Annotated in this window: 20 protein-coding genes and 3 pseudogenes; 10 read left to right on the plus strand and 13 right to left on the minus strand. The window is 71.9% G+C overall.

All coding sequences use genetic code 11. The features are described 5' to 3' along the window. Positions 1-466: 466 nt before the first annotated feature. The 3 genes and pseudogenes from ACFW6P_RS25890 to ACFW6P_RS25900 form a co-directional block, all read right to left on the minus strand. Positions 467-1,025: pseudogene (locus tag ACFW6P_RS25890) on the minus strand (transposase); the annotation flags it as partial. Between the two features lie 203 nt (positions 1,026-1,228). Next, positions 1,229-2,623: an amidohydrolase family protein gene (locus ACFW6P_RS25895; RefSeq protein WP_386357988.1), complete on the minus strand. Its 1,395-nt coding sequence runs from the start codon at positions 2,621-2,623 to the stop codon at positions 1,229-1,231. Between the two features lie 204 nt (positions 2,624-2,827). Further along, positions 2,828-3,586, minus strand: coding sequence for an Atu4866 domain-containing protein (locus ACFW6P_RS25900; protein ID WP_386357986.1), 759 nt, complete (start codon positions 3,584-3,586; stop codon positions 2,828-2,830). Between the two features lie 389 nt (positions 3,587-3,975). On the opposite strand from ACFW6P_RS25900, the gene ACFW6P_RS25905 reads away from it, so the two are divergent. Then, positions 3,976-4,275, plus strand: coding sequence for an Atu4866 domain-containing protein (locus ACFW6P_RS25905; RefSeq protein WP_386357984.1), 300 nt, complete (start codon positions 3,976-3,978; stop codon positions 4,273-4,275). Positions 4,276-4,327: 52 nt separating this feature from the next. Here ACFW6P_RS25905 and ACFW6P_RS25910 read toward each other — a convergent pair whose 3' ends face one another. Next, positions 4,328-5,200 (minus strand): helix-turn-helix transcriptional regulator, encoded by an 873-nt coding sequence (locus ACFW6P_RS25910; RefSeq protein ID WP_386357982.1) that lies wholly within the window; start codon positions 5,198-5,200, stop codon positions 4,328-4,330. Positions 5,201-5,285: 85 nt separating this feature from the next. Further along, complete coding sequence (locus ACFW6P_RS25915; RefSeq protein ID WP_386357980.1) at positions 5,286-6,164, minus strand: helix-turn-helix transcriptional regulator; 879 nt, start codon at positions 6,162-6,164, stop codon at positions 5,286-5,288. A 282-nt stretch (positions 6,165-6,446) separates the two neighbouring features. Between ACFW6P_RS25915 and ACFW6P_RS25920 the strand changes: the two genes are divergently transcribed. Further along, positions 6,447-7,379 (plus strand): class I SAM-dependent methyltransferase, encoded by a 933-nt coding sequence (locus ACFW6P_RS25920; RefSeq protein ID WP_386424949.1) that lies wholly within the window; start codon positions 6,447-6,449, stop codon positions 7,377-7,379. Positions 7,380-7,392: 13 nt separating this feature from the next. Here ACFW6P_RS25920 and ACFW6P_RS25925 read toward each other — a convergent pair whose 3' ends face one another. Together ACFW6P_RS25925 and ACFW6P_RS25930 are read right to left on the minus strand one after the other, a co-directional pair. Next, the gene (locus ACFW6P_RS25925; protein WP_386357977.1) at positions 7,393-8,127 is read right to left on the minus strand and encodes a DUF3159 domain-containing protein; all 735 of its coding nucleotides are present in this window, start codon (positions 8,125-8,127) and stop codon (positions 7,393-7,395) included. A 390-nt stretch (positions 8,128-8,517) separates the two neighbouring features. Next, positions 8,518-10,008 carry an alpha/beta hydrolase gene (locus ACFW6P_RS25930; protein WP_386424952.1) on the minus strand — a complete coding sequence of 497 codons (1,491 nt, stop codon included), beginning with the start codon at positions 10,006-10,008 and terminating at the stop codon, positions 8,518-8,520. Between ACFW6P_RS25930 and ACFW6P_RS25935 the strand changes: the two genes are divergently transcribed. Further along, complete coding sequence (locus ACFW6P_RS25935; RefSeq protein WP_386357973.1) at positions 10,007-10,153, plus strand: hypothetical protein; 147 nt, start codon at positions 10,007-10,009, stop codon at positions 10,151-10,153. The two genes, ACFW6P_RS25930 and ACFW6P_RS25935, sit on opposite strands and share 2 nt — an antisense overlap. A gap of 84 nt (positions 10,154-10,237) precedes the next feature. Here ACFW6P_RS25935 and ACFW6P_RS25940 read toward each other — a convergent pair whose 3' ends face one another. Then, positions 10,238-10,885: a hypothetical protein gene (locus ACFW6P_RS25940; protein ID WP_386357972.1), complete on the minus strand. Its 648-nt coding sequence runs from the start codon at positions 10,883-10,885 to the stop codon at positions 10,238-10,240. A 130-nt stretch (positions 10,886-11,015) separates the two neighbouring features. Between ACFW6P_RS25940 and ACFW6P_RS25945 the strand changes: the two genes are divergently transcribed. The 3 genes and pseudogenes from ACFW6P_RS25945 to ACFW6P_RS25955 all read left to right on the plus strand — a co-directional run bounded on the left by ACFW6P_RS25945 (position 11,016) and on the right by ACFW6P_RS25955 (position 12,489). Next, complete coding sequence (locus tag ACFW6P_RS25945) at positions 11,016-11,627, plus strand: TetR/AcrR family transcriptional regulator (protein ID WP_386357970.1); 612 nt, start codon at positions 11,016-11,018, stop codon at positions 11,625-11,627. A gap of 143 nt (positions 11,628-11,770) precedes the next feature. Then, positions 11,771-11,893 (plus strand): annotated as a pseudogene (locus ACFW6P_RS25950) (MerR family DNA-binding transcriptional regulator); the annotation flags it as partial. A 170-nt stretch (positions 11,894-12,063) separates the two neighbouring features. After that, the gene (locus tag ACFW6P_RS25955; protein WP_386424980.1) at positions 12,064-12,489 is read left to right on the plus strand and encodes a hypothetical protein; all 426 of its coding nucleotides are present in this window, start codon (positions 12,064-12,066) and stop codon (positions 12,487-12,489) included. Here the strand turns inward: ACFW6P_RS25955 and ACFW6P_RS25960 are convergent. Then, positions 12,407-12,949, minus strand: a complete 543-nt coding sequence (locus ACFW6P_RS25960) for an alpha/beta hydrolase (protein ID WP_386424954.1) — start codon at positions 12,947-12,949, stop codon at positions 12,407-12,409. The two genes, ACFW6P_RS25955 and ACFW6P_RS25960, sit on opposite strands and share 83 nt — an antisense overlap. Before the next feature lie 570 nt (positions 12,950-13,519). On the opposite strand from ACFW6P_RS25960, the gene ACFW6P_RS25965 reads away from it, so the two are divergent. From ACFW6P_RS25965 to ACFW6P_RS25975, 3 genes and pseudogenes are all read left to right on the plus strand, one after another. After that, positions 13,520-14,533 (plus strand): SDR family oxidoreductase, encoded by a 1,014-nt coding sequence (locus ACFW6P_RS25965; protein ID WP_386357966.1) that lies wholly within the window; start codon positions 13,520-13,522, stop codon positions 14,531-14,533. A gap of 269 nt (positions 14,534-14,802) precedes the next feature. Further along, positions 14,803-14,946, plus strand: a pseudogene (locus ACFW6P_RS25970) (hemerythrin domain-containing protein); the annotation flags it as partial. 59 nt (positions 14,947-15,005) lie between these two features. Then, complete coding sequence (locus ACFW6P_RS25975) at positions 15,006-18,065, plus strand: FAD-binding and (Fe-S)-binding domain-containing protein (protein ID WP_386424956.1); 3,060 nt, start codon at positions 15,006-15,008, stop codon at positions 18,063-18,065. 55 nt (positions 18,066-18,120) lie between these two features. Here ACFW6P_RS25975 and ACFW6P_RS25980 read toward each other — a convergent pair whose 3' ends face one another. From ACFW6P_RS25980 to ACFW6P_RS25990, 3 genes are read right to left on the minus strand one after another with little or no spacing between them, the layout of a single operon-like run. Then, a complete protein-coding gene (locus ACFW6P_RS25980) occupies positions 18,121-19,914 on the minus strand; it encodes a glycoside hydrolase family 15 protein (RefSeq protein ID WP_386424959.1) in 1,794 nt (597 codons plus the stop codon). After that, on the minus strand, positions 19,911-21,047 hold the full coding sequence (locus ACFW6P_RS25985; protein ID WP_386357960.1) for an enolase C-terminal domain-like protein: 1,137 nt from the start codon (positions 21,045-21,047) through the stop codon (positions 19,911-19,913). The genes ACFW6P_RS25980 and ACFW6P_RS25985 overlap by 4 nt, the downstream gene beginning before the upstream one ends. Beyond that, positions 21,044-22,888, minus strand: coding sequence for a thiamine pyrophosphate-requiring protein (locus ACFW6P_RS25990; RefSeq protein ID WP_386424962.1), 1,845 nt, complete (start codon positions 22,886-22,888; stop codon positions 21,044-21,046). The genes ACFW6P_RS25985 and ACFW6P_RS25990 overlap by 4 nt, the downstream gene beginning before the upstream one ends. A 464-nt stretch (positions 22,889-23,352) precedes the next feature. Between ACFW6P_RS25990 and ACFW6P_RS25995 the strand changes: the two genes are divergently transcribed. Continuing rightward, the gene (locus ACFW6P_RS25995; RefSeq protein WP_386357957.1) at positions 23,353-23,706 is read left to right on the plus strand and encodes a DUF6223 family protein; all 354 of its coding nucleotides are present in this window, start codon (positions 23,353-23,355) and stop codon (positions 23,704-23,706) included. A gap of 196 nt (positions 23,707-23,902) precedes the next feature. Here ACFW6P_RS25995 and ACFW6P_RS26000 read toward each other — a convergent pair whose 3' ends face one another. Beyond that, on the minus strand, positions 23,903-25,411 hold the full coding sequence (locus ACFW6P_RS26000; RefSeq protein WP_386357955.1) for a cryptochrome/photolyase family protein: 1,509 nt from the start codon (positions 25,409-25,411) through the stop codon (positions 23,903-23,905). Between the last annotated feature and the right edge of the window lie 91 nt (positions 25,412-25,502).

Genomic DNA, 25,502 nt, shown 5'->3' on the forward strand with positions numbered 1-25,502 from the left:
TGACTGCCGGCACTCTGCCGGGCGTGCTGGTCCCGTCCGGTGGGGCGTCCGTTCAGCCGGTTGACGCGTATGGAGGCAAGCATCTCGGGGAATGTCGCGCCAAATGGGCGTGATATCGCCGGACGCACTCGTGAACCAGGGGTATGACGCGTGACGGCCGCTCTTCGCCCGGGCTCAGTTGGTGTGGTCCTGACGCGGGGATACAGCCCTGCCCAGCGCAGAAATGCAGGAACTCGCAGACCGTGGTCAGATGCGCGTTCACCGTCTTCCCCGTAGGCGGTTGCTGACCGAGGTGGACCGGAGTCCGCTCAAGACGAAACTGTGCCGGGCCGGCTCCCCCGAGGGTACGGCTCGCCCGTCAGTTCCCCTGCTGTTGCACCAGTTCAGACACCGGCCGATCCGGGGTAGGTGGTGCCGCTGGGTGTGCGGGGGACGGGGCTGATGCAGGTTCGGGTGACAGGTTCGGTCACGCGGCCTGGAGGGCGGGTGTGGTCATGACGGTCTCGCATTCGATGGGGGTCAGCCGGCCGAGTGAGGCTTGTCCGCGGCGTCGGTGGTAGGTCCGCTCGATCCAGGTCACGATCGCGATCCTGGCTCCTTCGCGGGTGGGCCCGGACACGGCGGTCGAGGACGTTCTTCTGCAGCGGGCTGAAGAAGGACTCCATGGCCGCATGGTCGCCGGCAGCTCCGACCCTCCCTATCGATCCGGCCATCCGGTGGCGGTCGAGCGCCCGGACGAATGTCCGGGAGCGGAATCGCGATCCGCGATCGCTGTGCAGAATGCACCCGTCGACGTCTCCACGCCGGGCCACGGCATTGTCCAGGGCGGCAACGGCCAGGCGGGACTTGATCCGCTCGTCGATGGAGTGGCCCACGATCCTGTTGCTGAAGACGTCCTTGACCGCGCAGGGACAGAGCTTGCCTTCGCCGGTGGCGTGCTCGCTGATGTCGGCAAGCCACAGCCGGTTCGCGCAGGCTGCGGTGAAGTCACGGCGGAACAGGTCGTCGTGGACTGGCAGGCCGGCCTTCTTGCCCTTGAACCGGCTGTCAAGGGCTCCTGAGCTGCAATTTTGTGCGTGCGTATGATGTGCGGTGGGGGCGCTGAGGGCGATGTCAGCCCCAATGAACGTCCGGTGGCCCCGTGTGTGGGATGACCGGCCGATGGCAGGCGCCGGGGCCGGGGTGCCCCCGGCCGGCGAGGGGCCGGCCGGGGGCGGTGACGGGTTGCTCAGGCTGCGGGGGTGTTCAGCACGTACGCGCGTGAGGCGTGGACTTCGCGACGCAGGGCGGGCAGGTCCACGTCGAGGACGTGGCCGTTCCACTTGCGCACCTCACCGTTGATCAGGACGGCGCTGATGTTGCGGGCGTCGGAGCCCAGCACGACGGTGCCGATGGGGTCGTTGAGCGGCATGTTGTTGAGGTCCTCGGCCTGGATGACCAGCAGGTCGGCCTTCTTGCCCGGGGTGAGCGAACCGGTGACGCCGTCCAGGCCGTTGGTGCGGGCGCCCTGGAGGGTGGCGAAGTCGAGGACGTCGTGGGTGGTGATGCGGGAGGGCTGCCCGTCGGTGCCGTAGGCGGCGTTGACGGCCCGCATCCGCTGGATGGCGTGCAGCGTACGCATCTGTGTGAACATGTCGCTCGCAAGGGCGACTTCGACGTCGATGCTCAGCCCGGGGCGGATGCCGACGGACAGGGCCTCATCGACGGCGGGGATGGCGGTCTCCAGGCCGATCTGGGCGTCGGAGGTGGGGGCGAGGGACACGGTGGTGCCGCTGTCGCCCATCGCCTTCCACGCCGCGGAAGTCAGTCCGGTGGCATGGATGAGGGTGACGTCACCGTCGAGGATGCCGTTCTGCGCCCAGTTCAGGATCGCCTCGGAAGAGGCCGTGCCGAAGACCGCGTCCACGCTCACCCCGATGCCCAGGTCCTTGGCGACTCGGGCGAGTTCGGGACCGTAGGCGAGTGCCGGGCCGGCGATCTCGTCGGTGGCGAGCGTCGCCAGGCGCAGCGTCAGCAGTTGGTCTTCGCTGTTGAAGTACTTTTTCCTGAGGCGCGTCAGGTCCCCGGGCCACTGCTTGTCCCAGTCGCCGAAGTGCGGGCCCATGGAGGCGTGCACGCCGCGGATGCCGGTGTCGCGGAGGGCCTCGACAGCGGCGTCGGAGTGTTCGGGGGTGCGGGAGTTGTGGGAGAAGTCGAGCATGGTCGTGATGCCGCTGTCGATCGCGGTGAGGGCGGCCAGCTTGGTGCCGGTGTACATGTCCTCGGGCCGGTAGACCGTGGCGTAGCCGGCCAGGGTGGACATGACGTAGCCGCCGAGGTCGTCGACGTCCGGCATGATCCGGCGCAACTGGGCTTCCCAGGCGTGCCGGTGGGTGTCGACGAAGCCGGGAGTGAGGAGGGTGTCGGTGGCGTCGACGACCACGGCGTCGCCGGCGTCGAGACCGGGACCGACGGCGGTGATGGTGTCGCCCTCGACGAGCAGATCGGCGTTGGGCAGGACACCGAGGCCGGCGTCCATGGTGACGATGGTCGCACCGGTGAACAGGATGCGTCGCTGGTCCGCAGGGCGACGGCGGAGCTGCTCGAGGACGGCCGCGGCGGCGGTACCGCTGACGTTGGTCATGGAAAGGCTGCTTTCAGTACGTCGGGGGAGGAGGTGGGGCGTCGGGGCGCCCGGCGGCTGAGTGTGCGGTCTGGCGTGGCCGGCCACGGCATCAGGGCGCCGTTTGCCCGGGCGCCGCGCACCCGGGTTCGAAGAGCGCGGAGGCTACGGTTCGGAGACGGTCGCTTCGCCGTGTACGCGGCTCGGTCGTCGCCGGTCGGCGGTTCAGTTCAGCTTCATGACGTAGCCGGCGTGGTGCAGCTCGTCGCCCTTGAACTCTCCATAGGCCCAGAAGCCGAGGTCGTCCAGGTAGTCGATGCGGTCGCCGTCGATCCAGAACCGCCCCTGGTAGGCGTGGGGGCGGCCGCCTCGTGTCTCGTCGTAGCGGCCGTCGGCGGTGAGTTCCTGGTGCAGGAAGTCCTGCCGGTCGATCCAGACGCCGAGCCGTGGGCTGCCGGTCAGGTCCGGAGCGGAGGGAATGCCGGTTGGGAGGGCTGTGGGCCCACCGGGGATTTCGGTGCCCGACCATCGGACGGGACGGCCGGCTGCGAGCAGTGCGCGGACCTGCTCCGGGCGGGACAGGAGGGTGGCTACCGCGCTCGGTACGTCGGCGGCGAGTTCCTCGGGTACGACGAAGAAGTCGGTGCTGTTGCCGGGCGTCAGCGTCGCGACGTGTTCCGAGCGTCGGCCGCGGCCGCCGGTCAGGGCGACGGTGTCCACGACGGCGGGGACGATGGTGGTCCCCGTGCAGTCGACGACGATGGCGTTGTCGTCCTGTGCTGCGGTGACGATGGCGGGGCCGACGCCGACGATCAGGGAACCGACGAACAGGATGTCGGCACCGGTCATGGTCCCGATCAGCGGGTCCATCGTCATGATCCGGGCGTTGGTGAACAGGACGGGTCGGCCCTCGTCGTTCGAGAGGATTTCGTCGAGCGCTTCCGGCTGCCAGCTCAGGGCACCGGCGTGGGTGTGGGTGGCCATCGTTTTCCTCGGGGGTTCGGCTCATCGGTCTGCCCGGCGAACGAAGCGAGTTGCTTGCGGGCAGGTCGCGGTTGCTCGGCCGTCACAGCAGCCGCATGACCACCAGGTTCGTCCGGCTGTGCAAGCGGAACCAGGCCGCCGTGTACCCGGGTGCACGGCACCCACCCATGGGCGGCTGGAGGAGAGGGGAAGGGGACCCGGCACCGTGGCCGGCGGGGAGAGGACGAGTCCGGCACAGCCCCCGTGCACAGCCTCCGGGAAGTCGTCCGTCCCGGTACGTGGTTCCCGCTCGGTTCCGGCCGGGATCGTGGGTGCACAGCTCCCAGGAAAGCCGTACCCGGGGACGAGGCGGCCTGGCCGCTTCCCTTCGTTGGCCTGAGAGTGAAGCCATGACCAGCAACGACATGCCGCGTGACCCGCACCCGTACGTCGGGATGTGGGTGACCGCGGACGGATTCATCCGCCAGGAACTACTGCCGAACGGTCGCTACGACGAGGCCCGCGGGCGGCGCCGGAGCGCCTACACCGGCAGGTACACCGTCAGCGGCGACCACATCGACTACGTCGACGACACGGGCTTCACCGCCACGGGGGACGTCCGTGACGGCGTCCTCTTCCACGAACACCTGGTGCTCTACCGGGAGGGCGATCACCGCATCCGGCGGGACGGCACGGCGTCGCGCGGCTGACGGGACCCACCTTCTCGTTCAGGGCCCCTTCACGGGAGGGGCCGCACAACGGTCAGTTATCGCGGGACGACAGCGATACCTCCCGCACCACCTCCACCGGTGCCTCTCTGCCGGCACCGGACCGAAGCGCGGCGAAGGCAGCCGCGGTGTCGCTCGCAGGCTCCGGCTGGTAGACGACCAGCTGCTGATGCGGGGCTCCCCCGACGGTGAAGGCCGAGAACTGGATCTCCAGAGCGCCCACCTCGGGATGCGACAGGTACTTTTCCTGCCGCGTCTTGCTCTCGACCTCGTGCCGTGCCCACAGCCCGGCGAACTCGGGGCTCTTCCCGCGGAGGGTGTCGACGACCTCGGTGATCCGCGGAGACTTCGGGTCGTGTCCGAAGGCCGCACGCAGTTCGGCCACGCACGAGCGGGCGGACTCGTCCCAGTCCTGGTAGAAGGTACGTCCCGCCGGGTCGAGGAAGACCATGCGAGCCAGGTTGTCGAACCGTTGGAATCCACTGTGCAGGGCCGCGGCGAGCGCGTTGCGCGCCAGGACGTCCAGAGCCGGCCCGAGGACAAAGGCGGGAGTGTCGGCCCAGCCGTCGATCAGCCGCAGAAGCTGTGGGTGGACCCTGTCGTCACCGTCCGGAACACCGCGATGCTCCTTGGGCCCCCTGGCGAGCCTGCGCAGATGGTCGTGCGCCTCGTCACCGAGGCGAAGGGCGGCGGCGACCGCATCGATCACCTGCGGGGACGGGCTGGATTCCCGTCCCTGCTCCAGGCGCATGTAGTAGTCGGCGCTCACCCCGGCGAGCATGGCGACCTCCTCACGGCGCAGCCCGGGCACCCGTCGGCGCCCGTGCTCCGGAAGTCCCACGTCCTGCGGCTTGAGGGCTTCGCGCCGCGCTCTCAGAAACTCTCCCAAGACAGTGGTGTCGCTCATTGCTCCAACCTAACGGAGTGGCCGGCCCCCGCCTCTTTCCTCTCCGGTGGCCTGGCCGGCGGGCCCTGGCCTGAACGGCGGCGACTCAGTCGAGCGCGGCGCCGGCCGCCGGCTGCTCGGCCCCCAGGCCGGCACCGAGGGAGCCGAGCAGGGACAGTGCGTCGGCGTCCGGCGTGCCTGGTTCGGCTTGGTAGACGACGAGTTGCTGCCTGGGGGCGCTGTTGACGGTGAAGGACTCGAAGTGCAGTTCGAGGTCGCCGACCTGAGCATGGTGGAAGCGTTTCGCCTCTCGCCTCTTGGCGCGCACGTCATGCCGTGCCCACAGCGTGGAGAAGTCCGCGCTCTTCAGGGACAACTCGCCTACGACCTCGCTCAGGCGCGGATCCTCGGGATCGATGCCTACCGCATGCCGCAATGTGGCCACCGTTGACTCGGCCGCACGGTCCCAGTCTCGATGAAACCGCCGCGCGACCGGGTCCAGGAACGTCATGCGCACAAGGTTGTCACTGTGAGTGAAGTCCGCGTAGAGAACGCTCGCGAGACGGTTACGGGCCAGGATGTCCAGTACGGGGCTCACGACGAAAGCAGGCGTGTCACACCACGTGTCGAGGAGGCGCCTGAGCTGCGGGGCGACGCGTTCGACGCGCGGCGCCCGGCGTGTCCGGCGGGTGGCCGGGCCGGCCAGGCGGTGCAGGTGGACCATCGTCTCACCGTCCAGGTGCAGAGCCCGCCCCACGGCCTCGAGGATCTGCCGGGACGGATGCTTCTCGCGGCCCTGTTCGAGACGCGTGTAGTAGTCGGAACTCACTCCCGCCAGGGCGGCCACCTCCTCCCGTCGCAGACCGGGCACCCTGCGACGGGAGGAGGCGGGGATCCCCACGTCGCCGGGACGCAGGCGGGCACGCCGCGCACGGAGGAAACCTCCCAGCGTGCTGTCGACGACGAGGGCCTTCTCCATGTCCATGCGTCGAGGCTAGAGCGGCGCACTGCACTGCCGTAGGGGCGAAGGGGGGTGCGCTTACCCTGGGTACAGCGCACCCTGGAGAGCCGCACCCCGTGTCTGCGCGCGGAGAGCCCTTCCGGGCGAGCCGGCCCCCCGGATGAGGTCGCCGCCACAGTGCATCTCCTCTCCTGCCCGGCCGCGGAACGGGCCTCGGGGACCATCGTCGACCTCGACGGCACGTCCTGCTTCAGCAGCGCATTCCCGTCCAGATCACCACGCGGCCGAAGAGCGAGGAGGCCGGCTGTGGCCACTGACACCCGACTGCTCGACCTGGCCGAGCGGGTCCCGCGATCCTCCCCGCACGACGACATCGCCAAGGTGCGGCTCTACGACCTCGGCATGCGCCGGTCCGCCCTGATGGCGTACAAGCGGCCGACCGACCGCATCCTCGCCCATGTCCGCGACGGCATGACCGACCTCGTCGAGGTCGGCTTCACCACCGGCCTGCTCTCCCTGCACGTGGCCGGCAAGCTGCCCGACCTGGCCGTCTCCGGGGTGGAGGAGAACCAGAACCTCGTCGACGTCGCCGAGGACAACCTGACACCGGCCGTGTGGGCCAACAGCGCCGGCGACGTCGAGTTCGAGATGGCCAAGCTGAACCGGCTGCCGTTCCCGGACGGCTCCGCGGACATCGTCTTCTCGTTCTCCTCGCTGCACCGGTGGCGCCGGCCGGTCGAGACGCTGAAGGAGTGCGCCCGCATCTGCAAGCCCGACGGCGTCGTGATCATCGAGGACATGAACCGGCACGCGGAGGAGGGGCACATCACCTTCATCCTCGACGCTGCCGGTCTCCGCGGGAACGAGTACGGCCCGCATCAGCGGGCCGTACTCCGGTGCGCCGGGGCGCGTCTGCTCACCGGCGACGACCGCCTGCCAGGGAGTCCCCTCGGCCGCCGTCTCCACCCGGACCGGCCCCTCCGCCCAGCGGTAGCGGGCCCGGGGAGCCCGGCGGTCGACCGAGACGCGAAGCAACGGGTGCCGTGCCCGCACCTCCCGCAGCGCCCGCGCCAGGGTCTGCTCGCAGACCTTCCGGTCGATCTCGGCGACCAGGGAGAACTGGACGGGGTTCCGGTGCATGGAGAGGTCGATGGTCCGCTCGAACGCTCCGAGTTCCCTCACCGTCTCCGCGTGCGTATGGCTCATCGACATGCAGGGCCCCCTTCTTCGCTGATGTGACGTGACAGTGTCGCTACCCGGACGCACCCTCGCGGGGCGGGAGTGCGGCCTCCTGCCGAGCGATCGCCTCGGCCGGCCGGCCGTCCACCAGGCGCTTCGACGTCGTGCGGAAGGCCCAGGCGACGACCAGCGCGGCCACCACGGTCAGGGGGGTGCCCAGGGCGATCTTCGCGACGGCGAGCCAGCCGGTGGCGTCGTGGACGTAGAGCCACTGCTTCACCGCGAACCGGGCTCCGAAAACGAGTGCCGCGGCGAGGGTGGCGATGTCGTGTGCCCGCAGAACCCGACGGTCCTCGCGCCAGGCGTACGTGCCCCCGTGCAGGAGGTTCCACGCCACGCCGGTCAGGGGGCGGCGGAAGAGGACCGAACCGGATGCGGCGAGGAAACCGGCGAAGGCCACCCAGATGCCCAGCAGGAAGAAGTCCTTGGCGGAACCGGTGAGCGCGACGATGCCGGCCGCGACCAGAACGCCGGTCAGGCTGCCGGAGGCGGCGGGCAGACGTTCGCCGCGGACCAGCCGGACCACGGTGAGCACCGCACCGGTGGCGACGGCCGCGATCACGGCCGCCTTCGTGGACAGCAGGGCGAGAACGATCACGAACACCGCCACCGGGACGGTCGAGTAGACGAATCCCGCCGTGCCGCCCATGGCCTCGAGCAGGGGCGGCCGCGGGGCGGGAGGCGGCGTGCCCCGGGGGCTCCTGCCGTCGATCGGGGAGGGGCCGTGCTCGCCTTCGGGATGGGACATCGATCACTCCTGGTCGTGTGCTGCCTTCAGAATTCCTGGGGCATTTCCCGCCGTACGCGCCTCGGGGTCGGACTTATCGGCGCGGCGGTCTTCCCTGCTCCGGTGGGCACGGTGTTCTCCTCAGATTCAGCCGTTGCGAGACGGGGGGCTTTTACCGCGGGAAGAGGTGGTACGCGCGGCAGATGGATTTTCCCCTCACCCCCCTGTCCCGCGGTTTTCCTCACATCGCCTTTACGGAAAGAGAAGACGCAGAAGGCTGGGATTTCACCACTGTCCTGTATGTCGGTGAGCGCATTCTCTGCTGCGTTGCCTTGCTGCGGGACTTCTACCTCGGGTTCGAGCGGTGAAACCGGTGACGTTACGGCACACTTCGCGAAGACGGGCTGTGACTCAACGGTTCGCGACGACGAGGGGGCGGGTGGTGGCGGGCGTGTCCGTCTTGCACACGGCGCCGTCGGCGGGGTGGGTGCCCCGGACGAGGGCGGCGTCGACCGCCTTGCTGACACACGAGTTGGCGCCGTAGGAGCCGTGTCCGACTCCTTCACGCGTGAGCAGGACCGCGGAGTCCAGGGTTCGGGTCATGTCCTCGGCCCAGTGATGGGGGGTGACGGGGTCCAGCCGGCCCGCGACCACCAGGGCCGGCGGCGCACCGGCGCCGGTGAGCGGCTTGGTGACGCGGTCCTTGTTCGGCGCGGGCCACCGGGCGCAGTTCAGGGCGGAGTAGGCGGCCCGGGTCCCGATCCGCTCGGCCTCGTTGACGGCCCTGGTGGCTGCGGCCTTGTGCGCGGCGACGCCGGCCGGGGTCCACCAGTCGGCGCAGCGTACCGCGGTGTGGGCTTCGTACATCGCGGTGGGGACGGGGAAGGGGGACACCGTGACGCTGCTCCACAGGGTGAACAGGGGTGCGCCCTTGCCCTCTTGCGCGGCGAGCAGCGCCGAGGTCAGCAACGGCCAGATGTTCTGGTCCCCGGCCAGGGCCCGGGTGGCCTCCAGGGCCATGGCGCCGTCGAGTTCGCCGCCCGGAGTGGTGCCCTCGACGGGTGCGACCTTCAGCGGTTTCGCTTCCAGCGTGTCGATCAGCGTGTCGAAGGCCGCCTGCGGGTCTCCCGCTCCGAACGGGCACACCGCGGTCCCCTCGGCGCGGCAGGTCTCGAACCAGGCGTTCAGCGTCTTCTCGCTTGCCACGGCGACATCGTTGAGGAAGGTGAGGGAGTTGCCGAACCACTTGTTGGTGTCGACGGGCGCGTCGAGCACCATCTGGCGGACGCGGTGCGGGAACAGGGTGGCGTACATCGGGCCGACCACGGTGCCGTAGGACAAGCCGTAGTACGTGATCTTGTCCTCGCCGAGCGCGGAGCGGACCTGGTCGATGTCGCGGGCCACGTTGTCGGTGGACATGCTGGCCAGGAACTCTTTGCTCTGGTGCTTGACGCAGCCGCCGGTGAACGCGGCCGCATCGGCCAGCAGCCGCGGCAGGGGTTTGCCCCCGGGGACGGCCGGGTCGAAGGCGGTGCCGGCGGCGTCGGCTCGCTGCTCGTCGGTCAGGCAGCGAACGGCCTGCGATCCGCCGACGCCGCGCGGGTCCATCGCGATGACGTCGAACCGGGCGAGCACCTCGGGCGAGAAGGAGCCGGGAGTGCCGGCCGTCTTGGGCAGACTGCGCAGTGTTTCGGTGGCGGAGACCCCGGGCCCGCCCGGGTTGAAGACCAGGCTGCCGATGCGGCGGTCGGGATCGGTGGCCCGGTGCCGCATGACCGCGAGCGGGATCCGCGCGCCGTCGGGCTCGGTGTATTCCTGCGGCACCTCGATCGTGGCGCATTCGAGGTTCTTCCCGCAGTTGCGCCAGGTGAGCGGGTCCGGGGACGGGACCGAGGCCGACATGCCCACCGCGGACGTGCTGCGCGGCCCCGAGGCGCCGGACGAACACCCGGTCAGGACCATGAGGGCCGCGGCGAACGCCACCCCGTACCGGGCGGCGGGCCGTGGCCTCGACTGGATCACGATGATCTTCCTTTCGTCGTACTGATGTCATTCCGGGCGGGGTCGCACCGGTCGCGCGAGACGCCGGCCGAAGGGGCCGACGTGGTCGTGCCTTCCTCGCGTCGAGGGGTCAGCGGCCGGCCGCGTCGAGCAGAGGGGAGTACCGCAGGCGGAGCGAGCGCTCCATGCTCGCGAGGACGGCCCCGAGCCCCAGCGCGACGTTCAGCCAGATCGGCAGGTGTACCGGCGACGTGAAGGTTCCGAGCCGCTGCGCGACGGGAGGAATGCGGGAGACGGGTTCGGCGAGCTGCAACAGGTTCAGGCCCAGGCCGACGACCAGCAGCAGCACCGATCCGGCGCCGATCGCCCGGCTCAGGCCCGGATGGCGGGCACCGAAGCGCGCCCGCCGCCCCTCCGCCGAGGCCGGGTCGGGCGTGAGCTGCCGCGGCTGTCCGTCCGAGGGGTGGTAGTGGCAGCGCCTGATGCCGTAGGTGCTCATCGCCACCTCGATGACACCCCCGTCGACAGGGAAGATCGCGGGCAGCTTCGATTCGGCCACATGCCTGCCGTCCAGGAACAGATGCGCCCGGATCCTGCTGGTGTCCAACCGCGCCCAGTGTCGTACGTCGACGGCGTGCAGGCGGGTGCTCCCGTCGGCACCGGGAAGCCGCAGCCAGAACAGGGAGCGCAGGGGGAGCTGCCACCAGCGGAACCGCTGCAGTTCCCTGCCGTCTCCCGGCTTCAGACGCCTCGATGCCGCCCACTGCTTCCAGGTCATGCTCCGCCCCTCCTGCGCAGATCAGCCGCACCCTCACTAGTACAGCGTGTTAGAAGAACACTAGCACGCTGTACTAGTACGGCGTGCTAGTACAGTGAGGAGACTGGGGAGAAGTGAAGGAGAGCGGAGCATGGAAACACGCGAGAAGATCCTCCGGGCCGCCGCGGAGATGATCGCCGAGGACATGACGGCGAAGCTGAGCGTGCGAGCGGTCGCCGCGCGTGCGGGAGTGAGCACCGGTTCGCTGCGGTTCCACTTCCCCACCCAGCGCGCCCTGCGCGACAGCCTGCTCGCGCGGATCTACGAGGCCGTGCTGCCCGGCGACCCGATCCGGGACCGGACGCTGCCGCCGCGCGAACGGCTGCTGAACTGCCTGCGGCAGGCTCTCGCACCGCTCGGTACCGACGAGGACGCGCGAACCGCGTGGGGCACGGTCTACCGGACCTTCATCGAACCCGAGCCGACCGAGCAGGTACGCGCCGCCTACCTCGGCCATGCACGGGAGACGGAGCGCCGGGTCGAACACTGGCTGACCGTCCTCGCCGAGGAAGGCGCACTGCCCCCGGGGGACCACACCCGCGACGTCAGGTTCCTTATCACCGTCCTCAACGGACTCTCGGTCGAACGCGCCCTGCCCACCGGCGAATCCGTCCTCACCGCCGAGATCGAGACCCTCAACGCCGCCGTCGACCACGTCCTGTCCACCGGCCCCGCACCACCCGCCGGGCCGACTCGGCCGTGAACCGAACCGGCCACGCCTCCGTAGGCTCGCCCCTGCTCCGGCCTGCCGTCGCGTCATGGTTTTCAACGGGCCCACGGCGCGACCGCGGCCGACGGCCCCGGACGGTGAGGGAGACATCGATGATGGCGTGGAGCGCCCGGGAGATGGCGGAGCTGGCCGGCACGCCCCTCAGGGCCGTGCGGCCTTACCACACCATCGGCCTGCTCGAGGAGCCGGAGCGCCGCTCCAACGGATACAAGCAGTACGGAGTCAGCCATCTCGTCCGGCTCCTCCGGATCAAGCGCCTCGCCGCTCTTGGCCTCTCCCTCTCGCAGATCGCGGACATGAGCGACGGCCCGGATTCCGACCCGGAGCCGCCGATCTGCGGGCTCTCGACGATGAGCCGGCCGCCACCATCGAACGCCTGCAACACGCCCGCGCCGAGGTCGGCGCCCTCATGCGCGGAAGGGGCGCGACCGATCTTCCCCTCCGCCTCGCCCCCCTGGACGAGACGGCGGAGCTCCCCGACCCCGACCGCTCTTTCGTCACCGTCCTCGGTACGGTCCTCGGCCCCAGGGGGATGGACGCCTACGCGGACCCGCTCCATGAGGAGCCGCAGCCGGTGGCACGCGAACTCGACGAGCTTCCCGCCGACGCGGACGAGCCGACGCGGCAGAGTCTCGCCGAGCGCCTCGTGCCCCACGTCCGAGGTCTCCGGGGCAGGCACCCCGGGCTGAGCGACCTCGCCGCGGACGCCCCGCGCGGCCGGCAGCACACCGCTCGCACCCTCGGCAAAGCCATCACCGATCTCTGCAATCCGGCCCAGGTCGACGTGATGCGGCGGCTCCACACCCTTCTGTGCGATACGGGCGACGCGCGGTGACGGCCGTGACGGCCTTCGGGAAGGTCGGTCCGCACGGCAGAACGTGTCCCTCGCGGGCATCCCGCCGTCGACGAGGTAGCGCGGCGGTGTTCAGCGCGCAGGAGTTGTCGCCCAGGACGTAGAGGCCGTGCCCGCTGTCGTCGACCGTGACCGACCGGGCCCGGTCGCCGAACTTCTCGCGCAGCATCTTCCGGCCCCCACGCGGGGTCGAGGCGTCCCGCCGGTTCCTCGGGAGCAGCATGTTGCGCGGGCCCTCGGCGTCGATCCGCACCGGCGGTTCGGCGGGGGCGTACGGCCAGAAGGCGCACGGGGGGATGTCGGCGGTGAAGGCGCCGTACAGCGGGTAGCGCCGGCGGTCCTCGGCGACGCCCCGCCGGTAGGTGCTGACGTCCTCGGGCCACTCGACGTCGTTGCAGGTGACGGAGAGGAACACGGTCAGGGCGTTGTCGGTCGGCGACAACTCCCCGTCCGCCGTTTCCCCGGGGACGGCCGACAGGCCGCGGGCTGCCGCCTGGCCGCCACCGCCGCGACGACCAGGAGCACCGCAAGAGACCGGAACGGACGCGCCAGCAGCACCAGGCCGACCGCTGCATACAGCACCCCGAGCACGGCCGCCCCACCACGGCACCGTCTGTGCCGCAGCTGCCCCCTGAGCCCCGTCTGCAACACCCACGGACGGCTCCCTTCACACCCATGACAGCCACGCGACGCCTCACCGAACGACGACGGGGCCGGGGGATGTCCCCCCGCATCACACCAGCGCACGGGGTGCGCCAGGGATCACACGAGGATCGGGTCTCGGCGTCTTCTCCCGCCCGGGCATGGGCGCGGTCGGGTGGATTCCCCGTGGCGCGGGACGCGGCCGCACGGCCCCGTTGGTCCCGGCGGCCTCCGATCCGAGCGACCTCATGAGCCCGTGCGGCTGTTTCCGACCGGCGTCTGGGTACTCGTCCCGCGTGTTCTGGCTTCTCGATGTCCAGTACGGCGTACGCGCGACGGAGAGCGTACGCATGACCGGTGAGGAGGATCGATGAACGGCACGGAACGACAGACCGTCGTGGTGACCGGGGCGAGCGCCGGGATCGGGCGGGCGACCGCCACGATGTTCGCCGCCCGCGGCGCCAGGGTCGCACTGCTGGCCCGGGGACGTGCGGGCCTGGAGGCGGCCGCGGCCGACGTACGGGCGGCCGGCGGACAGGCGCTGCCCCTCGTCACCGACGTGGCGGACTGGGACCAGGTGGAGACGGCCGCCCGCCGGGTCGAGGAGGAGTTCGGACCGGTCGACGTCTGGGTGAACAACGCCTTCACGGCGGCCTTCGGCAAGTTCACCGAGGTCCCCCCGGACGAGTTCCTGCAGACCACGAGGTCGACGTACCTCGGCTATGTGCACGGCACCCGGGCCGCGCTGGACCGCATGGTGCCACGGGACAGCGGCGCGGTGGTGCAGGTGGGCTCCGCGCTCGCCTACCGTGGCATCCCGTTGCAGAGCGCGTACTGCGGCGCCAAGCACGCCATCCAGGGCTTCACCGAGTCCGTGCGCTGCGAGCTCCTCCACGACAAGTCCCGGGTGCGGATCACCATGGTCCAGATGCCCGCCGTCAACACCCCGCAGTTCACCTGGCTGCGCAGCCACCTGCCGCGCCACGCCCAGCCGGTGCCGCCGATCTACCAGCCCGAGGTCGCCGCCCGCGCCGTACTGCGCGCCGCCGACCACCCGCAGCGACGCGAGTACTGGGTCGGGACGTCCACGGCGCTGACGCTGCTGGCCAACGCCGTCGTCCCCGGCCTGCTCGACCGCTACCTGGCCCGCACCGGGTTCGACGCCCAGCAGACCGATGCCCATCCGCAGCCCGAAGGGCACGGCAACCTCTTCGCACCGGCGGACGAGAAGCAGGACTACGGAGCCCACGGCGTGTTCGACGACCGGGCCCACACCTTCGACCCCCAGCTGTGGGCGAGCCGCCATCACGTGGGCAAGGCGGCGGCCGTGGCGGGGGTAGCCGGCGCGGGGTTCGCGCTGCTGCGCCGCCGCGGCGGGCACTGAGCCGTCGACACGCCCCACGCTTCGGCCGCGCCCGCACGTGCCGGCCGGAGCCGTGTCGCCGCGCTGCCCGACGTCGCGGGTGCATCGGCGTCGGCGGCCCGTTCACGCCGATCGCGCACATCACCTCGTGCCCGACGCCCCCGGGGTGGGGCCGGTGCGCCGAATGCCTGCCCGGTTTGCGGGTGCGGGGCCGTGGATACACGGTCGAGGCGTTGCGGTCCGCGCGCGGAGAGGAAGCACTCATGGGACACGGCGGAAACGTCATCGCGGAGGTCCGTCAGGCCAGGAAGACCGCCCCCACCCGGCCGCATCCGTCGGCTCCGGACACGCCGCCGGCCAACAAGCTGCTGGCACCCGGCGCGGGCATGGTGGACCGGGTCAGGGACGCCCTGACGGGGCGTGGCAAGGACTGACGGCCCGGGACGTCCGCCGTACGCCGTCTCCTCCGCTTTCGCCGACGGGAGTGTCGTTCATGAATCCGGTCGATCTGCCCCTTCCGGTCGTCAGGCGCCCTCAGGCGCCGATCGACGTGAGCGCTCTGGAGCACGACCTGCGCGAGCGGGTCGACGGGGAGGTCCGGTTCGACGCGGGTTCGCGGGCGGCGTACTCGACGGACGGCTCGAACTACCGCCAGGTACCCATCGCAGTGGTCGTCCCGCGCACGGTGGAGGCGGCCGTCGAGGCGGTGGCGGTCTGCCGGGAGCACGGAGCGCCGCTGCTGTCCCGTGGCGGCGGCACGAGCCTGGCGGGCGAGTGCTGCAACACCGCGGTCGTCCTGGACTGGAGCAAGTACGGCAACCGGCTGCTGTCGGTCGACCCGGAGAACCGGCGCTGCGTCGTCGAGCCGGGCATCGTCCTGGACGACCTCAACCGGCAGCTGGCCGAGTACGGGCTCATGTACGGGCCCCGGCCGGCCACCCACCCGAACTGCACCCTCGGCGGGATGATCGGCAACAACTCGTGCGGATCGACGGCCCAGGCGTACGGCAAGGTCGTCGACAACCTGCACCGCCTAGAGGTCCTCACCTATGACGGTGTGCGCATGTGGGCCGGGCGGACCGACGACGGCGAACTGCGGCGGCTGACCGCCGCCGGGGGACGGCGGGCGGAGCTGTACCGGGGTCTGGTGGCCCTGCGGGACCGCTACGCCGACCTGGTCCGTGACCGTTACCCCGACATTCCGCGCCGGGTGTCCGGCTACAACCTCGACTCGCTGCTGCCCGAGCACGGCTTCGACGTCGCCGGCCTGCTGACCGGCTCCGAATCCACGCTGGTGACCGTCCTGCGCGCGGAACTGGAACTCGTACCCGTGCCGAAGCACTCCTCCCTGGTCGTGCTCGGCTACGAGGACATCTGCCGGGCGGCCGACCACGTGCCGGCGGTTCTCGAACACGAGCCGGCCGCCCTGGAGGGCGTGGACCACCAGCTGGTCCACTTCCAGGAGGTCAAGCACCTCAACCCGGACGCGCTCGAGGAGCTGCCCGGGGGCCGGGCCTACCTGATGGTGCAGCTCGTCGGGGACACGCGCGAAGAGGTCGAGGACAAGGCACGGGCGCTGATCGACGCCAGGCCGGACGACGTCGACCACACCTGGTACGAGGACGAGCAGCACATGCACGAGCTGTGGCTGGTCCGCGAGTCCGGTCTCGGAGCCACCGCGCACGTGCCCGGCAAACCCGACACCTGGGAGGGCTGGGAGGACTCGGCCGTCCCGGTGGACCGCCTCGGCGACTACCTGCGCGACCTCAAGCGGCTGTACGAGGAGTTCGGCTACGGGCACCCGTCCGTGTACGGGCACTTCGGCCACGGCTGCGTCCACACCCGCATCCCCTTCGACCTGGAGTCCGAAGAGGGCATCGCCCGGATGCGGGCCTTCGTGGAGAAGGCCGCCGACCTCGTCGTGTCCTACGGCGGATCGCTGTCCGGCGAGCACGGCGACGGCCAGTCCCGGGGCGAGCTGCTGGTGAAGATGTTCGGGCCGGAGCTGATCGAGGGCTTCGAGCGGCTGAAGGGCCTGTTCGACCCGGAGAACCGCATGAACCCGGGGAAGATCGTCCTGCCCCACCGTCTCGACGAGGACCTGCGCGAGGGCGCGGACCATCTCCCCTGGGAACCGGAGACCGTCTTCTCCTTCCCGCACGACGAGGGCAAGTTCAGCCGGGCCGCCGCCCGCTGCGTCGGAGTGGGCAAGTGCCGCTCCTCCGAGGGCGGCGTCATGTGCCCCAGCTACCGGGCCACCCGCGAGGAGGAACACTCCACCCGGGGCCGCGCCCGCCTGCTCTTCGAGATGGTCAGCAACCACGGCGACTCACCGGTCACCGACGGCTGGCGGTCCGGTGAGGTGAACGACGCGCTCGACCTGTGCCTGGCCTGCAAGGGCTGCAAGACGGACTGCCCGGTCAACGTGGACATGGCCACCTACAAGGCGGAGTTCCTGCACCACCATTACCGCGGGCGGCTGCGGCCCCTCGCGCACTACTCCATGGGGTGGCTGCCCGTGGTCGCGCGAGGCGCCGCTTTCGCACCGCGCACCGTCAACGCGCTGACATCCATGCCCTGGGTGGCCCGCGTGGTCAAGGCACTCGGCGGCGTCGCCCCGGAGCGCGACGTGCCCCTCTTCGCCGAGCAGCGCTTCACGGACTGGTGGCGGGAGCGGGGAGGCACGCGCGGGGCGGGACACCGGGGCGAGGTCGTGGTCTGGCCCGACACGTTCACCGACCACTTCCACCCGGCGATCGGCAGGGCCGCCGTCGAGGTGCTGGAAGCGGCCGGCTTCCGGGTCAAGGTGCCCGAGGCGGCGGTGTGCTGCGGGCTGACCTGGATCTCCACCGGGCAGCTGAACGTCGCCAGGCGGGTCCTCGGGCACACGATCGACGTGCTGCGCGAGGACCTGCGCCGCGGCACGCCCGTGGTCGGCCTGGAACCGAGCTGCACGGCCGTCTTCCGCGCGGACGCGGCCGAGCTCCTGCCCAAGGACCCCGACGTCGGCCGGTTGCGCGAGCAGACCCGCACGCTGGCCGAACTCCTCGTCGAACGGGCCGGGGACTGGCAGCCGCCACGCGTCGACGCACGCGCCGTGGTCCAGCGCCACTGCCACCAGTACGCCGTCATGGGCTTCGACGCCGACCGCGAGATCCTGCAACGCGCCGGGGTCGACGCCGACGTCCTGGACGCCGGCTGCTGCGGCCTGGCCGGCAACTTCGGTTTCGAGAAGGGCCACTACGACGTCTCCATGGCGTGCGCGGAGGCGGGACTGCTGCCCGCCGTGCGCGACGCGGACGACGCGACGCTGGTGCTCGCGGACGGCTTCAGCTGCCGCACCCAGGTCGACCAGGCCGGCACCGGACGCAGTCCCCTGCACCTGGCGGAGGTGCTGGCGGCCGGGCTGAGGGGTCGGGACGCCGTGCCCGAGCGGCCCGAGGCCCCGGGGGCCCGTGCTCTCCCGCCACCGGGCGTCACCGGTGCGGCCGCGGCGGCGCTGGCGGTGTGGTGCCTGAGGCGCGTGCGCCGCGCGCGCCGTCTCCGGCGATGACCATGCCGCGCCGCCTTCCGGCGGTGGCGTGGGACGCCCGCGGACACGCCCCCGTTCACCAGCCGGCGGACGGGAACGCGTCCGGAGCATGGCCGAACCGTGCGGAGCACTCCAGCAGCAGGGCGTGGACGAAGCCCTGGGGCACGTTGCCCCGCAGCTGGCGCTGCGACACGTCGTACTCCTCGGCGAACAGTGCGGTGGGCCCGCACGCCGAGCGGGTCCGCTCGAACCACCGCGCCGCCTCGGTGTGCAGGCCCTGCGCGTGGGCGGCCAGCGCCATCGTGAAGCCGCACAGCAGGAACGCGCCCTCCGCGTCGCCCAGCGGCTCGTCCCCGTGCCGGAAGCGGTAGACGTAGCCGTCCTCCGCCAGCCGGCGCACGACCTGTGAGCGGGTGAGGGAGAGGCTGGGGTCGGTGCGCGGTACCGCCCCGCGGGCCAACGGCAGCAGAAGGGCCGCCTCCGGCCCGGTGTCGTCGTCGGCGCGCTGCCAGTGACCGCCGGGATGCAGGCAACGCGACCTGGTGGCGTCCAGGATGCGATCGGCCAGGCGTGACCAGTCCGCCGACGCGGGCGTGCGCAGCTCCCGGGACAGGTCGCGCAGGCCGATGACGCAGCAGAGACGGGAGTGGGTCCACCAGCGGTCCTCCAGCTCCCACAGTCCGGCGTCGGGCTGCGTCCAGCGGTCCGCGACGGCTTCGGCGGCCAGGGCGGCGGCGTCGGCCGCCCGGCTGTCCAGGACGCCGTGGCGGGCGGCTGCGGCGAACAGCTGGAGCGCCTCCCCGAAGACGTCGAGCTGGAACTGCCGGCCCGCGCGGTTGCCGGTCCGGTCGCTGCCGCCCGGGTAGCCGGCGAACGGCAGGCCGCGTTCCGGTGGCAGCGGACCCCCGTCCACCGTGTAGGCGGGACGCAGTGCGACGCCGTCCTCCAGGATGCGGTCCGCGACGAAGCGCACCGCGCGGTTCAGCAGCGGGTGCGGGCCGTGCGTGGCCACCGCGATGCCGGCGTAGCACTGGTCGCGGACCCAGGCGTACCGGTAGTCGTAGTCGCGTCCGGTGTCGGCGCGTTCGGGCAGCGAGGTGGTGACCGCCGCGACCATGCCCCCCGCGGTGCTGGTCAGTCCGTTCAGCACCGCGTACGCCATGCGGGTGTCGCGCGGGGCGGCGGTGTCCGAGCAGTCCGGCACGGCCTGCTTCCACCACCGTTCGGTGGCGTTCCACAGGGAACGCGCATCGAGGGGGGCGTTCTGCGGCTCCGTGGCCAGTTCCAGGACCAGGTCGTGCGTGCCGCCCTCCGGCAGGCTCAGCCTGGCGTGCAGGCCGCCGTCGGGGCCGGGACGGGCGTCCTGCGCTCCGGTGAACCTCATGTGCAGGGAGCCGGTGAGCGCCCGCCAGGTGCCGTCGTCGTACCGCGTCCGCGCCATGGGGCGCTGCCCGTAGTCGGCGCGCACGTCGAGGTCGACGTCGACGAGGGCGGCGCCGCGCACCGCACGGATCTGCCGCAGCAGCACGAGACGTCCTGTATGGGCCGGGACTGCGAGGGCCTCGCGGCAGGAGATGATCCCGCCGGCGGTGACCCACCGGCTGACGCGGACGAGCGTGCCGTCCTCGTAGGAGCCGCCCCACACGTTCCACCGGTCGGCGGGGCGGACACGGTACCGGCCGGGCCCGCCGATGAGGCCGCTGAAGACGGCGCCGTCGTGCCAGGCGGGCGCGCACAGCCAGGCGATCCCTCCGCGCGGGTCGATCAGGGCCCCGCGCTCCCCGTCGGCGATCAGGGCGTAGTCGCGCAGTGTCCACGGGCTGTCCGCCGTGGCCGTGACCACGTCGCCGGTCGTGCCGGGCCGGCTCATGCGGTGCGGTAGCGGTCGGCGGCGGCCCGGTCGGGTGTGAGGCCGTGGCCCGGCTCACCGGAGGCGCCGGGGCGTACGGTGCCGCCCTGCGGGTCGAGGGTGCCGTGGAACAGCATGTCCTCGATGCGGCTGTGGTCGTGGAACCACTCCAGATGGCGCGTGTTGGGTACCGCTGCGGCGACGTGGGCGTGCAGGTGGGGGGCGCAGTGGCCCGAGATGTGCAGCCCGAGTCCCTCGGCCACGGCCGCGGCGCGGAGCCAGACCGTGATGCCGCCGCAGCGGGTGACGTCGGCCTGGAGGCAGTCGACGGCTCCCGAGGCGGCCATCCGGGTCAGGTACGGCAGGTCGTATCCGTACTCACCGGCGGCGACGTCGGCGGTGACGGCGTCACGCACTGCGCGCAACCCGGTCAGGTCGTCGGAGGAGACGGGCTCCTCCAGCCAGGTGACGCCGAGGTCGGTCATGGCGGCCGCCATGCGGACGGCCTGCTTGCGGGTGTAGCCGCCGTTCGCGTCCACGTACAGGTCGGCTCCGTCGCCCACGGTACGGCGGGCCAGCGCGGTGCGGTGCAGGTCGCGGGCCTCGCAGCGCCCCCAGGACTCGGCGACCTTGATCTTCACCCGGTCGATGCCCTGGCCGGTCCAGCCGCGCAGCTGCTGCTCGAGTCGGGCGTCGTCGTAGGTGGTGAGGCCGCCGCTGCCGTACACCGCGACCTCGTCGCGGACCGCACCCAGCAGACGCACCAGGGGGAGGTCCAGCAGGCGTGCCTTGAGGTCCCACAGGGCGGTGTCGACGGCGGAGACGGCCCCGGCGGCGATGCCGGGCCTGCCCGCGTTGCGCAGGGCCCGGCTCATCCGGTCGTTGGCGGCGGGGACGGCGAAGGCGTCGTGCCCGACGACGAAATCCGCCAGCTCGTGCGCGACGACGGGCGCGGTGGCGGGCGAGCCGTAGGTGTAGCCGAGGCCCGTCACGCCCGCCGCGGTGGCCTCGACCAGCACCAAGGTCGTCGCGTCCCAGGTCAGGGTGGCGTCGCCGCCGGGCAGATCGGTGGGGATCCGGTACACGGAGACGGCCAGACGCTCCACGACGGGCCCGTCGTGGAGCCTCTGGTCCCGCGGCGGCTTCCGGGTCACCTGTTCTCTTCGGTGCTGTCGTTCTTGCCGGCGCCGGGGCGGTCGTCGCGGTGGCGGCTGCCGGGGAGCATGTCCTGCACCTTGGCCTTGAGTCCCTGCTTCACCATGGAGCCGCGGTCGCTGTCGCCCTTGAGGATCGCGGTGGCCGCTGCCTCGATCTGGTCCAGCGTGGCGTGCGGCGGGATCGGCGGGACGGCAGGGTCGGTACGGAAGTCGATGACGAAGGGCCGGTCGGCGGCGAGGGCCCGGTCCCAGGCGGCCTCGACCTGTTTGGGCTTCTCCACCCGCACCCCGTCCAGGCCGATGCGCTGGGCGATGTCGGCGTAGGGCAGGTCGGGGATGTGCTGGGACTCCTCGAACTGGGGTGCGCCGGACATGGCGCGCATCTCCCAGGTGACCTGGTTGAGGTCGCCGTTGTTCAGCACGGCCACGACCAGCCTCGGGTCGGACCACTCGCGGTAGTACTTCGCGGCGGTGACCATCTCCATCATGCCGTTCATCTGCATGGCCCCGTCGCCGACCAGGGCGATGGCGGGCCGGTCGGGGTGGGCGAACTTCGCCCCGATGGCGTACGGCACGCCGGGGCCCATCGTCGCCAGGGTGCCTGAGAGGGAGCCGCGCATGCGGCCGCGCAGCCGCAGGTGGCGGGCGTACCAGTTGGCGGCCGAGCCGGAGTCGGCGGCGAGGATCGCGTCGTCGGGCAGCTTGCCGTCCAGGGCGTGGACGACGTACTCGGGGTTGACGGGGTCGGCGTCCACGGCGGCGCGGCGCTGCATGACCTGCCACCAGCGGGAGACGTCCTTCTCGATCTTCTCCCGCCAGGCCCGGTCCTCCTTGCGGTGCAGGCGGGGAAGCAGTCGCCGCAACGTCTCACGGGCGTCGCCGACGAGGTTGACCTCGTTCGGGTAGCGCAGGCCGATCATGTGCGGGTCGATGTCGATCTGCACCGCCCGCGCCTGGTCCAGCTCCGGCATGAACTGCGTGTACGGGAAGCTGGAGCCGATCATCAGCAGGGTGTCGCACCCTCGCATGAGGTTGTAGGAGGGGCGGGTGCCCAGCAGTCCGATGGCGCCGGTCACGTAGGGCAGGTCGTCGGCCAGCACGTCCTTGCCGAGCAGGGCCTTGGCCACACCCGCGCCGAGCACGTCCGCCAGCCGCTCGACCTCCTCGCGCGCGCCGCGTGCGCCCTGCCCGATGAGGACGGCGACCTTCTCACCGGCGTTCAGCACGTCGGCGGCCCGCTGGAGGTCCTCGTCGGCCGGGACCGGCGCGTACCGGCCCAGACCGAGGCTGGAGGGCACCATCTTGAAGGCGTGGCCGGGCGGGCTGTAGTCCAGTTCCTGCACGTCGGCGGGGAGGATGATCGCGGTGACGGTGCGCTTGGCGTAGGCGGTGCGAAAGGCCCGGTCGATCAGGTTCGGCAGCTGCTCGGGGACCATGGCCGTCTCGCAGAAGTCCGAGGCGACGTCCTTGAAGAGATTGGCGAGGTCGACTTCCTGCTGGTAGGAGCCGCCCATGGCGCTGCGGTTGGTCTGCCCGACCAGCGCCACGACGGGGACGTGGTCCAGCTTGGCGTCGTAGAGCCCGTTCAGCAGGTGGATGGCGCCGGGGCCGGAGGTGGCCGCGCACACCCCGACCTTGCCGGAGAACTTCGCGTAGCCGACGGCCTGGAACGCGGCCATCTCCTCGTGGCGGGCCTGGACGAACTTCGGCATGTTGTCCGCCCGTCCCCAGGCCGCCAGCAGACCGTTGATGCCGTCGCCCGCATAGGCGAAGACATGGTCGACATCCCACTCGCGCAGCCGCCGGAGGATGTGGTCGGACACCTTGGTGCTGGCCATGCGAGCTCCGTTTCCTATTCCGTGGATGAAGGCCCCCCTGGCGTCCCGACCGTGGAGAGGGGGCGCGGGTGCGACGCTTTATGGGTAACCGTGCGAGTACGGGCGAAACGTCGCCCCGCTGGAGCCCGCCCGGTCGGCGACCGGCCGCCGGGACCGAAGGCGTCGAGGCCGGGCCCGCCGGGGCCGTGGGGCGCGGCATCCCCTCGGCGTGGTCGGCGAAGCCGTCGCCGCCAGGGGGGCGGCGACCGCAGGCGGCGCCGGTTCGCGCCGCCCTCCGGGCTGCCGCACACGCCCGTCCGCCGCCCGGTGTCCCATGCTCCTCCCCCGTCGCGATGCTCCGTCCAAGGGCCTTGTGCCCCGGCCCGGTTGCTTGGTCTGCCGCTCGTAGACCCGGGGCGTGAGCCACCACCGAGTGACACCCGGCGACGACGCTTCCGCGCGGACGCCGCCAGGGTCAAGGCCCGGTGCCCGGCCCGCACGGCGCCGTACACCGCGACCAGGTACGACACGGCGAGCACCTCGAAACCGGCCGCTTCGTGGCCCGGGCTCGCGCCGCCGGACGGACCAGCGGCGGCGACGCGCGCACCGCTGCGAGGTCGGCCCTGGTGGTGGGCCTGGCCGGTACCGCCCTCGCGGTGCTCCACCTGGCCACCTCCAGCGGTGGCCCCGGCACGGGCAACGGGAGGGTGGGAGCCGTCGTGGCCGTCCCGCTGGGGCCGGCCGCCGTGGCACCCGGGCGGCGGGTGCTCACCCGCTCCCTCGCCGGTCAGCGCGACGGCGAAGGCCTCGAACGCGAGGGACGGCCTTCGGGGTGCTGAGGGCCCGCCGGCGGCACCCGCCACCGCCGAGCCGGTGGCCGTGGGCCGCTGCCCGGCACCGGTGGGACGCGTGCCGGGCTGCGGTTCTCCGCGCCCGGCCGCGCCGCATCCGGGCAGACGCGGGGCGCTCCCCGCCCGCCCGTACCGGCCGGGGACCCGCCCGGTCCGTTCGGGACAGGGCAGGCCCGAGCCCGTCTCACGGTGCTCCCTCGCCCCGCGTCTCCTCCCGGCGCAGCACCTCGTCGAGGTCGGCGAGCCGGTCCAGGCCCTGTACCGCGCGGCGCATCCGGGCGTTGCCCGACAGCAGGTCCCGGTGCCGGTGCAGGAAGGCCCAGTACCCGGCGGTGAAGGGGCACGCGCGGGGGCCGGTGCGTTCGGTGGGGCGGAAGGCGCAGCCGTCGCACAGGTCGCTCATGCGGTGGATGTAGGCGCCGCCGGAGGTGTACGGCTTGGTGGTCATCCGGCCGCCGTCCGCGTACTGGGACATGCCGACCACGTTCGGCAGCATCACCCAGTCGTAGCCGTCGACGAAGCAGCGGTGGAACCAGTCGGTCACCGCGGCCGGGTCCCAGCCGCGTTGCAGGGCGTGGCTGCCGAGCACCATCAGACGGGGGATGTGGTGCGTCCAGCCGGTGTCGCGGACCTGGGCGAGCACGCCCGACAGGCAGCGCGCCGTGACCGCGTCCGCGTCCAACTCGGTGAAGTAATCCGGCAGTTCCGCCGTGTGCCCGAGCGCGTTGCCGTGCCGGTAGTCCTCTCCGAAGTGCCAGTACAGCTGCCAGACGTACTCCCGCCAGCCCGCGACCTGCCGGACGAACCCCTCGGCGCTGTTGATCGGTGCGTCGCCCTCCCGCCAGGCCCGCTCGGCCCGCTCCACGCACTCGGCGGGGTGCAGCAGCCCCAGGTTCAGCGAGGAGGACAGCAGGCTGTGGGACATCACCGGGTCACCGGCCAGCATCGCGTCCTCGTGCGGCCCGAAGGAGGCCAGACGGTGCGTCACGAAGCGGCGCAGGGCCGTCAGCGCCTCGCGCCGGGTGGCGGGGAAGCGGCGGGGGCCGTCCCGGCCGACGAACCGCACCCCGTCCTCGCGCTCCCACCGGTCGAGGTCCTCGCGCACCTCGGCGTCGATGTCGTCCTCGCGCGGCCGGTACGGCCCCGGTACGTCCAGAGCGGTGGCGCCGCGTGGCGGGGGTTCGCGGTTGGCGTGGTCGTGGTTGAAGCGGCCCCCGGCCGGGTGCCCGCCCTCCATCAGCAGGTCGTGTCGCTCGCGCACCCAGCGGTAGAAGTCCTCCTGGAGCATCCGCCGCCCGCCGCGCCCCTCGGCCCAGGCCGCGAACTCCCCGTGCCCCACCAGGAATCCGCGGGCGGGCAGCACCCGCACCCGCGGCAGGGAACGCACCAGCCGCAGCGCCGCGTACGAGGTGGGGTGGCACACGGTCACCGGCGCCCCGCCCACCGCGCGGCGCAGGCCCTCCCGGTAGGTCTCGGCCCGTACGTACGTCACCCGCTCGCCCAGTTCCGCCGCCCGGTGCCGCATCGCGGAGAGCACCAGGTGGGCCTTGGCGCGGTGGAAGCGCCTGCGCCGGAACACCGACCGCGCCTCGATCATCACCACGGGCGCCCCCCGGCCGGGTCCGTCCTCACCGGCCGGGGTGAGGAAGTGCGGGCCGAGCTGGTCGCCGAAGAGCCAGTGGGGAGTGGTCATGGGCGCCTTTCGTGGGGGCCGGGGGGATGCGGGGCGTGCCTGCGCGTTCCGCTCGGGGCGCATCGCGGCGTTGACGGATGACTCGGGAGAG

It is taken from the genome of Streptomyces sp. NPDC058741 (assembly GCF_042746715.1).
Taxonomy (GTDB): domain Bacteria; phylum Actinomycetota; class Actinomycetes; order Streptomycetales; family Streptomycetaceae; genus Streptomyces.

Bases quoted from the DNA above. Each gene is read 5' to 3' on its own strand.
- ACFW6P_RS25910 (WP_386357982.1), bottom strand. From the start codon at position 5,200: ATGAGCGACACCACTGTCTTGGGAGAGTTTCTGAGAGCGCGGCGCGAA.
- ACFW6P_RS25955 (WP_386424980.1), top strand. From the start codon at position 12,064: ATGCGCGGAAGGGGCGCGACCGATCTTCCCCTCCGCCTCGCCCCCCTG.
- ACFW6P_RS25905 (WP_386357984.1), top strand. From the start codon at position 3,976: ATGACCAGCAACGACATGCCGCGTGACCCGCACCCGTACGTCGGGATG.
- ACFW6P_RS25975 (WP_386424956.1), top strand. From the start codon at position 15,006: ATGAATCCGGTCGATCTGCCCCTTCCGGTCGTCAGGCGCCCTCAGGCG.
- ACFW6P_RS26000 (WP_386357955.1), bottom strand. From the start codon at position 25,411: ATGACCACTCCCCACTGGCTCTTCGGCGACCAGCTCGGCCCGCACTTC.
- ACFW6P_RS25935 (WP_386357973.1), top strand. From the start codon at position 10,007: ATGCCCACCGCGGACGTGCTGCGCGGCCCCGAGGCGCCGGACGAACAC.
- ACFW6P_RS25915 (WP_386357980.1), bottom strand. From the start codon at position 6,164: ATGGACATGGAGAAGGCCCTCGTCGTCGACAGCACGCTGGGAGGTTTC.
- ACFW6P_RS25990 (WP_386424962.1), bottom strand. From the start codon at position 22,888: ATGGCCAGCACCAAGGTGTCCGACCACATCCTCCGGCGGCTGCGCGAG.
- ACFW6P_RS25900 (WP_386357986.1), bottom strand. From the start codon at position 3,586: ATGGCCACCCACACCCACGCCGGTGCCCTGAGCTGGCAGCCGGAAGCG.
- ACFW6P_RS25945 (WP_386357970.1), top strand. From the start codon at position 11,016: ATGGAAACACGCGAGAAGATCCTCCGGGCCGCCGCGGAGATGATCGCC.
- ACFW6P_RS25930 (WP_386424952.1), bottom strand. From the start codon at position 10,008: ATGTCGGCCTCGGTCCCGTCCCCGGACCCGCTCACCTGGCGCAACTGC.
- ACFW6P_RS25925 (WP_386357977.1), bottom strand. From the start codon at position 8,127: ATGTCCCATCCCGAAGGCGAGCACGGCCCCTCCCCGATCGACGGCAGG.
- ACFW6P_RS25940 (WP_386357972.1), bottom strand. From the start codon at position 10,885: ATGACCTGGAAGCAGTGGGCGGCATCGAGGCGTCTGAAGCCGGGAGAC.
- ACFW6P_RS25965 (WP_386357966.1), top strand. From the start codon at position 13,520: ATGAACGGCACGGAACGACAGACCGTCGTGGTGACCGGGGCGAGCGCC.
- ACFW6P_RS25980 (WP_386424959.1), bottom strand. From the start codon at position 19,914: ATGAGCCGGCCCGGCACGACCGGCGACGTGGTCACGGCCACGGCGGAC.
- ACFW6P_RS25895 (WP_386357988.1), bottom strand. From the start codon at position 2,623: ATGACCAACGTCAGCGGTACCGCCGCCGCGGCCGTCCTCGAGCAGCTC.